Source organism: Streptomyces sp. NPDC057002 (assembly GCF_042673825.1).
Lineage (GTDB): Bacteria > Actinomycetota > Actinomycetes > Streptomycetales > Streptomycetaceae > Streptomyces.
The window spans coordinates 42,242-55,373 of record NZ_JBHURZ010000007.1; the positions used below are offsets into that span (position 1 = coordinate 42,242).

12 protein-coding genes are annotated in these 13,132 nt (G+C 70.7%); 5 read left to right on the forward strand and 7 right to left on the reverse strand.

What is annotated here, in order from left to right:
• The first annotated feature begins 55 nt into the window (after positions 1 to 55).
• The 3 genes from ACFT32_RS31295 to ACFT32_RS31305 are packed head-to-tail and all read left to right on the forward strand — an operon-like array spanning position 56 to position 3,074.
• Positions 56 to 1,369 carry an ABC transporter substrate-binding protein gene (locus ACFT32_RS31295; protein ID WP_382495999.1) on the forward strand — a complete coding sequence of 438 codons (1,314 nt, stop codon included), beginning with the start codon at positions 56 to 58 and terminating at the stop codon, positions 1,367 to 1,369.
• The gene (locus tag ACFT32_RS31300) at positions 1,369 to 2,247 is read left to right on the forward strand and encodes a carbohydrate ABC transporter permease (RefSeq protein ID WP_382496001.1); all 879 of its coding nucleotides are present in this window, start codon (positions 1,369 to 1,371) and stop codon (positions 2,245 to 2,247) included. Before ACFT32_RS31295 ends, ACFT32_RS31300 begins: the two co-directional genes overlap by 1 nt.
• Complete coding sequence (locus ACFT32_RS31305; RefSeq protein WP_382496003.1) at positions 2,244 to 3,074, forward strand: carbohydrate ABC transporter permease; 831 nt, start codon at positions 2,244 to 2,246, stop codon at positions 3,072 to 3,074. Before ACFT32_RS31300 ends, ACFT32_RS31305 begins: the two co-directional genes overlap by 4 nt.
• A gap of 11 nt (positions 3,075 to 3,085) precedes the next feature.
• Here ACFT32_RS31305 and ACFT32_RS31310 read toward each other — a convergent pair whose 3' ends face one another.
• The 3 genes from ACFT32_RS31310 to ACFT32_RS31320 all read right to left on the reverse strand — a co-directional run bounded on the left by ACFT32_RS31310 (position 3,086) and on the right by ACFT32_RS31320 (position 6,236).
• A complete protein-coding gene (locus ACFT32_RS31310; RefSeq protein WP_382496005.1) occupies positions 3,086 to 4,375 on the reverse strand; it encodes a ribonuclease D in 1,290 nt (429 codons plus the stop codon).
• A 186-nt stretch (positions 4,376 to 4,561) separates the two neighbouring features.
• Positions 4,562 to 5,224, reverse strand: a complete 663-nt coding sequence (locus ACFT32_RS31315; protein WP_184589340.1) for a response regulator transcription factor — start codon at positions 5,222 to 5,224, stop codon at positions 4,562 to 4,564.
• Between the two features lie 337 nt (positions 5,225 to 5,561).
• Positions 5,562 to 6,236 carry a DUF3000 domain-containing protein gene (locus ACFT32_RS31320; protein WP_382496007.1) on the reverse strand — a complete coding sequence of 225 codons (675 nt, stop codon included), beginning with the start codon at positions 6,234 to 6,236 and terminating at the stop codon, positions 5,562 to 5,564.
• A 102-nt stretch (positions 6,237 to 6,338) separates the two neighbouring features.
• Here ACFT32_RS31320 and hemE point away from each other — a divergent pair, with 102 nt between their 5' ends.
• On the forward strand, positions 6,339 to 7,406 hold the full coding sequence (gene hemE, locus ACFT32_RS31325; protein ID WP_382496009.1) for a uroporphyrinogen decarboxylase: 1,068 nt from the start codon (positions 6,339 to 6,341) through the stop codon (positions 7,404 to 7,406).
• Between the two features lie 10 nt (positions 7,407 to 7,416).
• Here hemE and ACFT32_RS31330 read toward each other — a convergent pair whose 3' ends face one another.
• The 4 genes from ACFT32_RS31330 to ACFT32_RS31345 form a co-directional block, all read right to left on the reverse strand.
• On the reverse strand, positions 7,417 to 8,634 hold the full coding sequence (locus ACFT32_RS31330; RefSeq protein ID WP_382496011.1) for an MFS transporter: 1,218 nt from the start codon (positions 8,632 to 8,634) through the stop codon (positions 7,417 to 7,419).
• A gap of 73 nt (positions 8,635 to 8,707) precedes the next feature.
• Positions 8,708 to 9,781: a Gfo/Idh/MocA family protein gene (locus tag ACFT32_RS31335; RefSeq protein WP_382496013.1), complete on the reverse strand. Its 1,074-nt coding sequence runs from the start codon at positions 9,779 to 9,781 to the stop codon at positions 8,708 to 8,710.
• A 58-nt stretch (positions 9,782 to 9,839) separates the two neighbouring features.
• Entirely contained in the window at positions 9,840 to 10,724 is an 885-nt protein-coding gene (locus ACFT32_RS31340; RefSeq protein WP_382496015.1) for an HAD-IIB family hydrolase, read from the reverse strand.
• Complete coding sequence (locus ACFT32_RS31345) at positions 10,721 to 12,088, reverse strand: DegT/DnrJ/EryC1/StrS family aminotransferase (RefSeq protein ID WP_382496017.1); 1,368 nt, start codon at positions 12,086 to 12,088, stop codon at positions 10,721 to 10,723. The genes ACFT32_RS31340 and ACFT32_RS31345 overlap by 4 nt, the downstream gene beginning before the upstream one ends.
• Positions 12,089 to 12,345: 257 nt before the next feature.
• Here ACFT32_RS31345 and ACFT32_RS31350 point away from each other — a divergent pair, with 257 nt between their 5' ends.
• Complete coding sequence (locus ACFT32_RS31350; RefSeq protein WP_382496019.1) at positions 12,346 to 13,122, forward strand: helix-turn-helix domain-containing protein; 777 nt, start codon at positions 12,346 to 12,348, stop codon at positions 13,120 to 13,122.
• Positions 13,123 to 13,132: the final 10 nt, after the last annotated feature.

The following is a 13,132-nucleotide window of genomic DNA, read 5'->3' on the forward strand; positions in this document are numbered from 1 at the left end:
ATACCGCACGTGCTCTTCCGTCCCGAGTTCTCCTCCGCGAACGGAGCTGATGCACATGAACCGCCGTACTCTCCTCGCCCTCGCCGTGGGCGCCGCCCTGCTCGCCTCGGGCTGCACCGGCACCGGAGGCACCTCCCAGGGCGCGGACGCCGAGGCGCCCGACGATCCCGGCAAGGTCAGCGGGACCATCACCGTCCTCACCCACCGGACCGACCTCGTGCAGGACGGGACGATGAAGAAGTACGCCGCCGAGTTCAGCAAGACCTACCCCAAGGTGAAGGTCGAGTTCGAGGGCCTCACCGACTACGAGGGCGAGGTCAAGATCCGTATGAACACCGAGAACTACGGCGACGTCCTCATGATCCCGGCCGTGATCGAGAAGAAGGACTACCCGAAGTTCTTCGCCTCGCTGGGCACCCGGGCCGAGCGGAGCGAGAAGTACCGCTTCACCGACTACTCCACCGTGCGGGACAAGGTCTACGGGCAGAGCCCGATCGGCGTGGTCCCCGGCTTCGTCTACAACAAGAAGGTGTGGAGCGCGGCCGGCATCACCGACTGGCCCACGACCCCGGCCGAGTTCCTCGACGACCTCAAGGCGATCAAGGCCGAGTCCGAGGCGGTCCCGTACTACACCAACTTCAAGGACATGTGGCCGCTGACCCAGTGGACGAACGTCAACGGCTCGGTCGGCTGCGACACCGGGGCCACCACGCGTCTCGCCGAGGGCGATCCGTGGGCCGCCGGCGCCGATCTGCGGGTCGGTGACACGCTGCTCCACGACATCGTGAAGTCGGACCTGATCGAGAAGGACCCGACGACCACCAACTGGGAGGCGTCCAAGCCCAAGCTGGCCAAGGGCGAGATCGCCACGATGTGGCTCGGCTCCTGGGCGATCGTGCAGATGCGGGACGCGGCGAAGCAGGCGGGCACCGACCCGGCCGACATCGGCTTCATGCCCTTCCCCGCGCAGAAGGACGGCACGTTCTGCGCGGTGACGTCCCCCGACTACCAGCAGGCCGTCAACGTCAACTCCGACAACAAGGCCGCCGCCCGCGCCTGGATCGACTGGTTCACCGACAAGTCCGGCTACGCGGACGCCAATCTCGCCCTCTCGCCCCTCAAGGACGCCCCGCTGCCCGACGTCCTGAAGCCGTACGAGGAGGCGGGCGTGAAGCTCCTCGACATCGACGACACCAAGGGCGCCGAGGTCAAGTCCATCGACAACCAGTCCGAGGTCGGCATCTACAAGCCCGACTACCGCCAGGACCTCGTCGATCTCGCCCGCGGTGCGCGCAAGGGCGGCCTGGACGACTTCCTGGCCGGACTCGGCGACAAGTGGACCGAGGCGCAGCGGAACCTGGGCTCCTGATGGCCCGGCCCACCCGGCGGTGGCGGGGCGTGACGCCCTGGCTGTTCCTCCTCGCCCCGCTCGTCCTGCTGATCACGTTCACCTACGCGCCGATCGTCAACATGGTCGCGTACAGCTTCACCGACTGGGACGGCGTCAGCCCCGAGCTTCAGTACACGGGCGCCGAGAACTACGCCGAACTCTTCACCCGCTCCGAGCTGTTCGAGGTGTTCTTCGTCAGCGGGTACTACCTCGCCGCGTCCGTGGTGCAGATCGCCGCCGCGCTCTACTTCGCCACCGTCCTGAGCTTCAACGTCCGCTTCCGTAACTTCTTCAAGGGCGTGCTCTTCTTCCCGTACCTGATCAACGGCGTCGCCATCGGCTTCGTCTTCCTGTACTTCTTCCAGGACGGCGGCACCCTGGACGCGATCCTGGGCCTCGTCGGCTACGACGGCGACCGCGCCTGGCTCGGTACGCCCACCTCGGCCAACGTCTCGCTCGCCGGCGTCTCGGTCTGGCGGTACATGGGCCTGAACTTCGTCCTCTTCCTCGGGGCGATCCAGTCCATCCCGGGGGAGCTGTACGAGGCGGCCGAGATCGACGGGGCGAACCGCTGGCAGCAGTTCCGCCACATCATCGCGCCCGGCATCCGGCCCGTGCTGAGCCTCTCGGTGATCCTGTCCGTCTCCGGGTCGCTGTCCGTCTTCGAGATCCCGTACATCATGACCGGCGGTGCGACCGGCACCGAGACCTTCGTGATCCAGACCGTGAAGCTGGCCTTCCAGTTCAACAAGACGGGCCTCGCCTCGGCGGCGGCCGTCGTACTGCTGCTGATCATCCTGGCGGTGACCTGGGTGCAGCGGCGCCTCGTCCCGGACGACAAGGTGGACCTCGTATGACGCGCCGTACGGTGGCCCGGGCCCTCGTGTATCTGTCCCTGGTCCTCGCGACACTGGTCGTGTTCCTGCCGCTGGCCGTGGTCTTCCTGACCTCGCTGAAGACCTCCGGCGAGATGGCGGACGACAGCGGCGCCCTCGCGCTGCCCGACGACCCGCTCAACTTCTCCAATTACGTGACGGCGTTCCAGGACGGCCGGATGCTCTCGGCATTCGCCAACACGGCGATCATCCTGGTGGTCGCCGTCGGGGGCACGATCCTGATCGGCTCGATGACGGCGTACGCCATCGACCGCTTCCGGTTCCGCCTCCGCAAGCTGGTCCTGGCGCTGTTCCTGGTCGCCGCGCTGGTCCCCGGGGTGACCACCCAGGTGGCCACCTTCCAGATCGTCAACAGCTTCGGCATGTTCGACAGTCTCTGGGCGCCGATCGCGCTCTACATGGGTACGGACATCGTCTCGATCTACATCTTCCTGCAGTTCGTACGATCGATCCCGGTCTCGCTCGACGAGTCGGCCCGGCTGGACGGCGCCAACGCCTTCACGGTCTACCGGAAGATCATCTTCCCGCTGCTGAAACCGGCGATCGCGACGGTCGTGATCGTGAAGGGGATCAACGTCTACAACGACTTCTACATCCCCTTCCTCTACATGCCCTCCGAAGATCTTGGCGTGATCTCGACGTCGCTGTTCCGCTTCAAGGGCCCCTTCGGCGCCCACTGGGAGACCATCTCGGCAGGCGCGATCCTGGTCATCGCCCCGACGCTGATCGTCTTCCTGTTCCTGCAACGCTTCATCTACAACGGCTTCACCAGGGGAGCGACCAAGTGACGGGGCGGCGGCTAGGCCTCCTTGACGGACAGCGCCTCGACCAGCCCAGGCGTCACCAACTCCACCTGCCAAGCCCGAGCCCCGTACCCGACAAGGGCGGCGCTCACGGACTCCGCATCCACCACACCCGGCGGCTCCCAGCAGACCCGCCGCACCGTGTCCGGCGTGATCAGATTCTCCTGCGGCATATTGATCTGCTCGGCCAGCGCCGAAACCCCCGCCCGGGCGGCGGACAGCCGCGCCGCGGCGACGGGATCCTTGTCGGCCCAGGCCCGCGGCGGCGGCGGCCCCGCGACCGGCTGCCCCGGCTGCGGCAACTGCGCCTCGGTCAGCGCCTTCGCCCGGTCCACGGCCGCCTGCCACTGCTCCAGCTGCCGCTTGCCCGTCCGGTGTCCGAAACCGTTCAGCGCGGCGAGCGCGTGCACGTTGGCCGGAAGGGCCAGCGCGGCCTCCACGATGGCCGCGTCCCCGAGCACCTTGCCGGGCGAGACGTCCCGCCGCTGCGCGATCCGGTCCCGGGTCTGCCACAGCTCCCGCACGACGGCGAGCTGCCGCCGCCGGCGCACCTTGTGCATGCCCGACGTACGACGCCACGGGTCCTTGCGCGGCTCCGGTGGCGGGGCCGAGGCGATCGCGTCGAACTCCTGGCGGGCCCACTCCAGCTTGCCCTGCCGGTCCAGCTCCTTCTCCAGCGCGTCACGCAGGTCGACGAGCAGCTCGACGTCCAGCGCCGCGTACCGCAGCCAGGGCTCGGGCAGCGGCCGGGTGGACCAGTCGACCGCGGAGTGTCCCTTCTCCAGGACGAAACCGAGCACGCCCTCGACCATCGCGCCGAGGCCGACCCGGGGGAACCCGGCGAGCCGCCCGGCCAGCTCGGTGTCGAAGAGCCGCGTCGGCACCATGCCTATCTCGCGCAGACAGGGCAGGTCCTGGGTGGCGGCGTGCAGCACCCACTCGACGCCGGAGAGGGCCTCGCCCAGGGCGGACAGATCGGGGCAGGCCACGGGGTCGATCAGAGCCGAGCCCGCGCCCTCGCGGCGCAGCTGCACCAGGTAGGCGCGCTGGCCATAGCGGTAGCCGGACGCCCGCTCGGCGTCGACGGCGACCGGGCCGGTCCCCGCCGCGAAGGCGGCGATCACCCGGGCCAGGGCGGTCTCGTCCGCGATCACGGGCGGAATGCCCTCGCGCGGCTCGAGCAAGGGGGTCGGCGCCTCCGTAGCAGAAGATCCGCCGTCGTCCGGAGGGGCGCCTCCGGTGGTTCGCAGTGAGCTGTCTGCTGCGGTGTCGTGGGCGTCGGTCACATGTCAAGGGTATCCATGTATGGACAGCGCCCGCCGACGGAACGTTCCGTCGGCGGGCGCCCGAGGGTCGCAAACCAGTCACGTCGGGGAAGTACGGGGTTCGCGAGCCACGCCTGGGGTGAAGGGGACCGGCGGACGATCCCGTTCACGTGAGTGAATGATCACAAAGGGTCATGGCGGAACGGATCAGTGGATGATCCCGGTCCGCAGCGCCACCGCCACCATGCCGGCACGGTCGCCCGTGCCGAGCTTGCGGGCGATACGGGCGAGGTGGCTCTTGACGGTCAGTGCGGACAGGCCCATCGAGACGCCGATCGCCTTGTTCGACTGGCCCTCCGCGACCAGTCGCAGCACCTCGACCTCACGGCCGGACAGTTCGCGGTAGCCGCCCGGGTGACTCGGGGCACCCGGGGGGCGGCGGTGCAGACGCGCGGCGGCGGCTCCGATGGGGGCGGCGCCCGGCCGGGTGGGGAGCCCGACGTTGGTACGGGTGCCGGTGACGACGTAACCCTTCACCCCGCCAGCGAGCGCGTTGCGCACGGCGGCGATGTCGTCGGCGGCGGAGAGGGCGAGGCCGTTGGGCCAGCCCGCCGCGCGGGTCTCCGACAGCAGGGTGAGGCCGGAGCCGTCCGGCAGGTGGACGTCGGCGACGCAGATGTCGCGGGGGTTGCCGATGCGGGGACGAGCCTCCGCGATGGACGAGGCCTCGATGACATCGCGCACACCGAGCGCCCACAGGTGGCGGGTGACGGTGGAGCGGACGCGCGGGTCGGCCACGACCACCATGGCGGTCGGCTTGTTCGGGCGGTAGGCGACCAGGCTTGCGGGCTGCTCGAGGAGAACGGACACCAGGCCTCCTGGGGTGCGGGACGGGGCCGGCTCGTGGGGATGAAGCCGGGACGAACCGTGCTTTCAAGGTCACAGTCGTCTTCGGCACCGAACCCGTCCGCCTTTAGAGAATGATCACGATTCGGTGATAACAATCCGTGCAATTCGGACACGCGGTCGATCATTCGAAGGTCGAACGGTTTCGCTCTGCGTCGCTACGCGGTCGAAAGTGGCCGTATCGACAAAGTGATTCGGCCAAGAGGGGGATGCGGGTGTGATCGTCGACCGGACATGGCTGACCGCCCCGCACAAGGTCGATCAGTGCGGGGCGGTCAGGGGGCGGTCAGCGGGCCATCGGTCAGCGGGACTGGGGTCCCCGCCGCTGCGGCAGGGTCACCACCGACGCGTCGCCCGGCCCGGCCGGCGGCAGTCCCGCGACCTGGGCGAGCAGATCGCACCAGGCCGCCAGGTGCCCGGCCGTGTCCGGAACCCCGCCCATGCCCTCGCGCGGCGTCCACGACGCGCGGATCTCGATCTGCGAGGCGGCCGGGCGTGCGGACAGACCGCCGAAGTAGTGCGAACTCGCGCGTGTGACGGTGCCGCTCGGCTCCCCGCACGCCAGCCCGCGCGCCTGGAGCGCGCCGGTCAGCCAGGTCCAGCACACCTCCGGCAGCAGCGGGTCCGCCGCCATCTCCGGCTCAAGCTCCGCGCGCACCAGCGTCACCAGCCGGAACGTGCCGTGCCAGGCCTCGTGCCCCGCCGGGTCGTGCAGCAGCACCAGCCGGCCGTCGGCCAGGTCCTGGTCGTCGTCGACGACCGCCGCCTCCAGCGCGTAGGTGTAGGGGGCGAGCCGCTGCGGCGGGCGCGTCGGCTCGATCTCGATCTGAGGCCGCAGCCGCGCCGTCCTGAGCGCGTCGACGGCGGACCGGAAGGGCAGCGGGGCGGTGTCCGCCTCCCTCCGGTCGTTCTCGGTGTCCTTCGCTTCGTCCATTCCGCCAGCGCCGTCCGACAGTCGTCCCTGAGCCGCAGCCATGCGGGAAGGTTACGGGGACCGGGCCCCGGGTGCCGGGCTAGACACCCCGCGCCGCTCCAGGGGCTGAATCGCGCTCCTTGACGGCGTGCGAAACTTGGCCCCGTGAGTGCCAACGACGCCCCCCGGGCCAAGCAGCCGTCCGCCACATACGACTCAGCCTTCCTCAAGGCCTGCCGGCGCGAGCCCGTGCCGCACACTCCGGTGTGGTTCATGCGGCAGGCCGGGCGCTCACTGCCGGAGTACCGCAAGGTCCGCGAGGGCATTCCGATGCTCGAGTCCTGCATGCGGCCGGAACTGGTCACCGAGATCACGCTCCAGCCGGTGCGCCGGCACGACGTGGACGCGGCGATCTACTTCAGCGACATCGTCGTCCCGCTCAAGGCCATCGGCGTCGACCTCGACATCAAGCCCGGCGTCGGCCCGGTCGTCGAGCGCCCGATCCGCACCCGGGCGGACCTCGCGCAGCTGCGCGACCTGACCCCCGAGGACGTCTCCTACGTCACCGAGGCCATCGGCCTGCTGACCCGCGAGCTCGGCGCCACGCCCCTCATCGGCTTCGCCGGCGCCCCGTTCACCCTCGCCAGCTACCTCGTCGAGGGCGGCCCGTCCCGCACGTACGAGAACGCCAAGGCGATGATGTACGGCGACCCCGAGCTCTGGGCCGACCTGCTCGACCGCCTCGCCGACATCACGACCGCCTTCCTCAAGGTGCAGATCGAGGCGGGCGCCTCCGCGGTCCAGCTCTTCGACTCCTGGGCCGGCGCCCTGGCCCCCGTCGACTACCGGCGTTCGGTGCTGCCCGCCTCGGCGAAGGTCTTCGAGGCCGTGGCCGGCTACGGCGTACCGCGCATCCACTTCGGCGTCGGCACCGGCGAGCTGCTGAGCCTCATGGGCGAGGCCGGCGCGGACGTCGTCGGCGTCGACTGGCGCGTCCCGCTGGACGAGGCCGTCCGCCGCGTCGGCCCCGGCAAGGCGCTCCAGGGCAACCTCGACCCGACCGTGCTGTTCGCCCCGACGGAGGCCGTCGAGGCGAAGACCCGGGAGGTCCTGGACAGCGCGGCGGACCTGGAGGGTCACATCTTCAACCTGGGCCACGGCGTCATGCCGTCCACCGACCCGGACGCGCTGACGCGGCTCGTGGAGTACGTCCACACGCACAGCGCCCGCTGACGGGCCTTCCTCAGGAAGACGGGTCCTCCCGCGTCGCCCGGATCAGCCACCAGGTGGCCGCCAGGCAGCCGGCCGCGGGCAGGGCCAGCAGCACCGGCACGGCGTCGACACCGGCCAGTTCGATGCCCTTGCCCAGCACCGGCCCGGCCGCGACCCCGCCGATCATCGAGGCGGCGATCACATGGGCCCCCGCCCGTCGTGCCCGCGGCACCGCCCGGGACAGCCACGGCAGCCCCGTGGGGAAGATCGGCGCGTGGAAGAGGCCGACACCGGCGTACGCGTACGGGGCCGCCGCCGGGATCAGGGCCAGCAGGAGGCAGACCACCATGCCGACGGAGCTGACCACCATGATCGTCTGAACCGGCCAGCGCAGCGTCAGCGGTGCGACCAGCAGCCGTCCCACGGTCACCATCAGCCAGAAGGCCGAGGTGGCCGTGGCCGCGGTCGCCGCGTCGTGCCCGACGGACTCCAGATGCGTCGGCTCCCAGCCGCCGACCCCGGTCTCCACCGCCACCATCAGGACGTACAGCGCGATGAAGACCGTGACGACCAGGGCCGCGGAAGTCCGCGGTCCGGGAGTCCCCTTCTCGTCCTCGTCGTCCTCCGCGGGCGCCGGCGGGGCGGGCGCCTCCCCGCCCTCGCGGACGCCGCGCTGCGCCAGGACCAGTACGGCGGACAGCGCGGCGAACCCGGCGAAGACGGCCGGGTACTCACCCGGGCCCAGCAGCCCCAGGAGCGCGGGACCGCCCACGGCGCCGAGGCCGTAGGCCGCGCCGATGATGTTGAGCATCGCCGGGCTGCGGCGGCCGAACCCCACCGAGAACAGCTGGTTGAGTCCGTAGTCGATGCCGCCGAAGCCCACCCCGGTCAGCAGCGCGCAGGCCAGCGCCCACGGCCAGGCGGAGGCCAGCGCGAAGCCGGCCCCGCCGAGCGCCATCAGCGCGTACGAGGCGGACAGCAGGGTTCTGTTGCCCAGCCGCCCGTGCACCCGGTTGAGCAGCAGCACACCGGCCACGCCGCCGACGAAGTGAGCGCTCAGGCTCAGCCCGGCGGCGGCAGGCGACAGGCCGAACTCCGCGCGGAACGCGGGGATCGCCGGACCGTACAGCGCCTGCAGGGCCCCGATCAGCGCGAAGCCCACACACGAGGCGACGACGGCGAACGGACTGAACAGGGGCCGCGCCACAGCGGTGTCGTGCGGCGCGGCCCGCGTCGAGGTCCCGGTCAAGAGACGTTCCTCTTCCCCGCGATGCCGGTGCCGATGCCGATGCCGATGCCCCTGCCCTGTGCGTCGCGCGGTGTCACGAGGGCACCGCGGCGGCGAGCGCGTCCTGCTCGTCGCCCGCCAGCAGGCGCTCCAGCACCCGCTGGCTGCGCAGCCCGTCGCCGAAGCGGGCCAGTGCGCTGTCGCCGCTCCGCGCGCCGGCGGTGTCCTGTGCGGAGACCGCGTCGCGCCACTCCCGCAGCTGGTGCCGGAACGTGTCGCTCCACCCGGGCACCTCACCGGGCGGCGAGGCGAGCCTCTCCTCGCGGGCGAACGTGCCCTGCTCCCAGGTGACACGGGACTTCAGGAAGTACGTCGTGTCGTCCTTGGAGTGGTAGTACAGCTCCTTGCGGTCGCCGATGATCTTCAGCGAGAAGCCGAGCTCCTCCGGCAGCGAGGACTTGGAGGTGACCAGGTTGAAGAAGGTGCCGTTCTCCAGACGGCCGCTGACGAAGGCGTAGTCGTCGACCTGGACGTCCTGGCCCTCCTTCTGCGGCACATTGACCTGGAGCTTGGTGCGGCAGCTCGTGCTGTCGACCGGGCTGTCGAAGAGCCGGTCGAGCATGTCGACCAGATGCACCCCCAGGTCGCCGAGGGAGCCGCTGGTGGAGCGGCCCAGCGCGCTGTCCCGCCAGGTGAAACGGGAGCGGGTCAGGGCGCTGCCGCGCCGGAAGGCGGCCTCGGCGAAGAGGATGGAGCCCAGTTCCCCGCTCCGTACCAGGTTCCTGATCTCGCCGATGGCCTCCAGATAGCGGTAGTTGAAGCCCATGGCGCACACCAGGCCGCTCTCCTCGGCCAGCGCGGTGATGCGCTCGGCCTCCGCGACCGTCGTCGTCATCGGCTTCTCGCACAGCACGTGCGAGCCGTGCCGGACGGCCTCCTCGGCGTAGTCGGCGTGCGTGTGGTTGGGCGAGGCGATGACGACCGCGTCGACATGCCGGTACAGCTCGGTCGTCGAGGAGAAGACGGGGCAGCCGAAGCGCTCGGCCAGCTCCGCGGCCTTGTCGGGCAGCACGTCGTACACGCCGGCCGGTACGACGCCGGGGACGGTCTCGGCGGCGCGCAGGTGGGCGAGGGCGATGCCGCCGGCGCCGATGATTCCTAACTGCATGGTCTGCCTCTTTCAGGGACGGCCCGACGGCCCGGACGCACCGGGCCGGGGGAGCGGTTCAGTGGCCGAGGTGGTGACGGAAGGCGGTGAGGAGGGCCTGGGCGTGCGGGTGCGGGGACACCCTCGCGAAGCGGCTCCTGGCCTCGGGCGTGCAGTTGGCGACGAGGTAGCCGTGGCGCACGGCGCCCAGCATCTCCAGGTCGTTGCCGCTGTCGCCGAAGGCGAGGGTCCGCTCCGGTGCGACGCCGTAGCGGGCACACAGATGCCTCACGACGTTGCGCTTGCCGCACACCGGCGGGAGGAAGTCGACGTCGTAGCAGTCGGCGGGGTCCCCGGTGGCCGGGTTGCAGCGGCTGATGTTGAGCCCGAGGCCGTACTCGTGGGCGACCTCGCGCACGAGGCCGAGGCTCCGCTCGTCGCGCCGCGGGTCACCGAGGGAGCGGAAGTAGTAGTTGACCAGGAACTCGGTGGAGTTCCCGGTGTGCGCCTCGTGCTGCGGGAACAACTCGGTCCCGTGCCGGGCGAGCTGCGCCACGGCCGTCTCCACCCGGCCCCGGTCGAACCCGCTGTCTCGCAGCAGCCGCCGCCACTCGGGGTCGGGGCGGGCGACGCCGTCGGGGAAGAACGTCAGCTCGGTGCCGAGTGCCCCGGCCACGAAGTGCGGCAGGACGCGGGCGCCGCAGCGCGCCATCTTCTCCTGCACGGAGGCCAGCGAGCTGCCGGTGACCCAGCCGAACAGCAGACCGTGCTCCACGGCCTCGGTCAGCAGGAACTCCTCCAGCGCGGCGAGGTGGGCGCGTTGCCCGGAGGTCGCGGCATGGGCCAGGTAGGTCTCGTCGAAGTCGGAGAACGCGGCCCAGCCCACCGGGTCCGGCAGACGCAGACGGTGCGGCGGACCGAGGTCCGGGCCGCCGCCGGCCTCGAACGGCAGGGTGCCGGTCATGCCGCCGCCCGGCGCGTCGCCGCGTACAGGGCCTCGACCACGCGGTCCTGCTCGCCGAGGGACAGCCCCGCGTGCAGCGGCAGATGCAGCACCCGGTCGTGCAGCCACTCGGTCCGCGGCAGGTGCGACTGCCCGAAGAACCGCTCGCGCACCGGCGTCTCCTGCCGGTGTGTCAGGACGGGGTAGTAGACGTCCGTTTCCACCCGGCTCTCCCGCGCCAGCCGCTCCAGCAGCGCGTCACGGGCCGCGGCGCCCCCGGCCGCGAGGACGGGGAAGAGGTGCCAGGAGTGGTCGGGAGCGAAGGCGGGCGTCTCGATCACGCCCTCCTCGGCCAGCGGCCGCAGCGCCTCGATGTAGCGCCGGGCCAGATACGTACGACGCAGCCCGCGCAGACCGGTCCAGGGCAGCAGGGCCAGACCGATCGCGGCCATGGTGTTGTCGATACGCGCGTTGAGCCCGAACGCCTCGCACTTGACGTTTTTCCGGCCCGGCGCGAACCCGTGGTAGCCGAGCACCCGGCAGCGCTCGGCGATCTCGGCCGAGCCGGTGAGCACGGCACCGGCCTTCCCGCACAGCCCGACGTTCTTGTACGGGTTGAAGCTGAGGGCCGCCGCGTCGGAGTACCGCCCGACCCCGGTCACCCCGATCGCCTGGCAGGCGTCCTCGACGATCCGCAGCCCGTGCCGGTCGGCGACGGCCCGCAGTCCGGCCATGTCGGCGAGCTTGCCGTACAGATGGACGGGGAGCAGCGCCACGGTGCGCGGGGTGATCCGCTCCGCTACCGACTCGGGGTCCAGATTGCCGTCCGGCGTGGTCACATCGGCGAGTACGGGTACGGCACCGCAGGCGAACACCGCGTTCTCGGTGGCGGCGAAGCTGTTGGCCGGCAAGATCACCTCGTCGCCCGGCTCGACGCCCACGGCACGCAGGGCGATGGCGAGCGCGTCCGTCCCGCTGCCGGTCGCGACGGCGCAGGACAGACCGGCATGGTCGGCGACGGCGTCCTCGAAGGCCGTGACGGCGGGACCGCTCGTGAACTCGCAGCTCTCCAGCACCCGTGCGAAGGCATCGGCGGCGGCACTCTTCTCCGCCGGTGACAGGAGCCGTTCCTTCGGCAGGAAGGGGACGTTCGACACCTGCGACGGCTCGGGGAAGAGGGAGGCGACGAACGCGTCGGGATGTCCTGGAGCGGAGTTCCACGACGAGAGGGTCTTCGCCAGTTCCCGGTCGGCGAGGGTGTCCCGTAAAGGCTGGACCACCCGCATGCCCCGGGCGAGATCCTCGGCCACGCGATGCAGTCCGCGGCTGTCGCCGAGGAGGAGGGAGCCGGTGATCGTGCCGGGTTCGGCGGTGGAGACGGTCATGCGTACTCCTTGCGTTCGGAGAGCGGGAGAATTCTGGCGCGAACGCGCGCATGGGTGTGGAATGCGAATTGATTGCCGGGCCGAATAACACTCGGACGCATTCCGTGGGGAATGCCTGAGTGGCCTACGTCGGCGATGCTGTCAGCGGTCGACAAGATGCGTCAACCGGCAGCTTTTTGCCGGAAGCTTCGCATGCCACTCCCGCCCTTGTTACGGTGTGTCCCCCCGGCAATACGCAGAGGGAGTGTTTCCGAGCGGTGTCCCGTCATGTCCAGTCTGTTTCTTCGCTGCCTCATCTGCTGCGCGCTTGGCGCGTCGACGCGGGAAACAAAATGAACAGAGGAAGACCGTTACCTCAAAAAGAGGTTGCAGACCGCATGGGTGTCAGCGAACGCTGGTATCGGAATCTCGAAACCGGGCTGCACGCCCCGCTTTCCGGCGAAATACTCGAGCGCCTTTCCCGGGCCCTGCTGCTCGGCCCCGACGAACGCATGGCCCTGTACGGGCACGCCCTCGGCGGTGCCGGCGGGCAGCAGGCCGGGGGCGAGGACCCGCACGAGGTCACCGACGCCCTCGCCGAACTCGCCTCGGCGCAGACCGGCTTCCCCACCTACCTCACCGACCAGGCGTGGAACCTCCTCGATCACAACGCGGCCATGGCCCGCTGGTTCCCCTGGGTCCGGGAGCCCGGCGCCAACCTGATGCGCTGGGCACTGACCACGACCGAGGCCCGCGAGCAGATCGTGGACTGGCCCCGGCACGCCGCGCAGTACCTCGCCCTGCTGCGGTTCGCGCTGGTGACCCGTCCCGACGACGCCGACCTCGGCGCGCTGCGCGACGCCGTCCTCGACGACCGCGTGTGCCGCGACCTCTGGGACCAGAGCCCCAAGGTTCTCGCCTACCGGCACGGCCACCGCTACGAACTGCGCCTGCCCCACGTCTGTCCGGAGACCCTCACCGTCACCTCGCAGGTGCTGCTTCCCGCGTACCGGCAGGAGCTGCGCTATGTCCTGCTGCTGCCCGTGAACCGGTGAGTGCGGCAAT

What these genes read in the sequence shown, in the direction of transcription:
- ACFT32_RS31295 (WP_382495999.1), top strand. Translation starts at nt 56, where the DNA reads ATGAACCGCCGTACTCTCCTCGCCCTCGCCGTGGGCGCCGCCCTGCTC.
- ACFT32_RS31300 (WP_382496001.1), top strand. Translation starts at nt 1,369, where the DNA reads ATGGCCCGGCCCACCCGGCGGTGGCGGGGCGTGACGCCCTGGCTGTTC.
- ACFT32_RS31305 (WP_382496003.1), top strand. Translation starts at nt 2,244, where the DNA reads ATGACGCGCCGTACGGTGGCCCGGGCCCTCGTGTATCTGTCCCTGGTC.
- ACFT32_RS31320 (WP_382496007.1), bottom strand. Translation starts at nt 6,236, where the DNA reads ATGGCTGCGGCTCAGGGACGACTGTCGGACGGCGCTGGCGGAATGGAC.
- ACFT32_RS31335 (WP_382496013.1), bottom strand. Translation starts at nt 9,781, where the DNA reads ATGCAGTTAGGAATCATCGGCGCCGGCGGCATCGCCCTCGCCCACCTG.
- ACFT32_RS31340 (WP_382496015.1), bottom strand. Translation starts at nt 10,724, where the DNA reads ATGACCGGCACCCTGCCGTTCGAGGCCGGCGGCGGCCCGGACCTCGGT.
- ACFT32_RS31345 (WP_382496017.1), bottom strand. Translation starts at nt 12,088, where the DNA reads ATGACCGTCTCCACCGCCGAACCCGGCACGATCACCGGCTCCCTCCTC.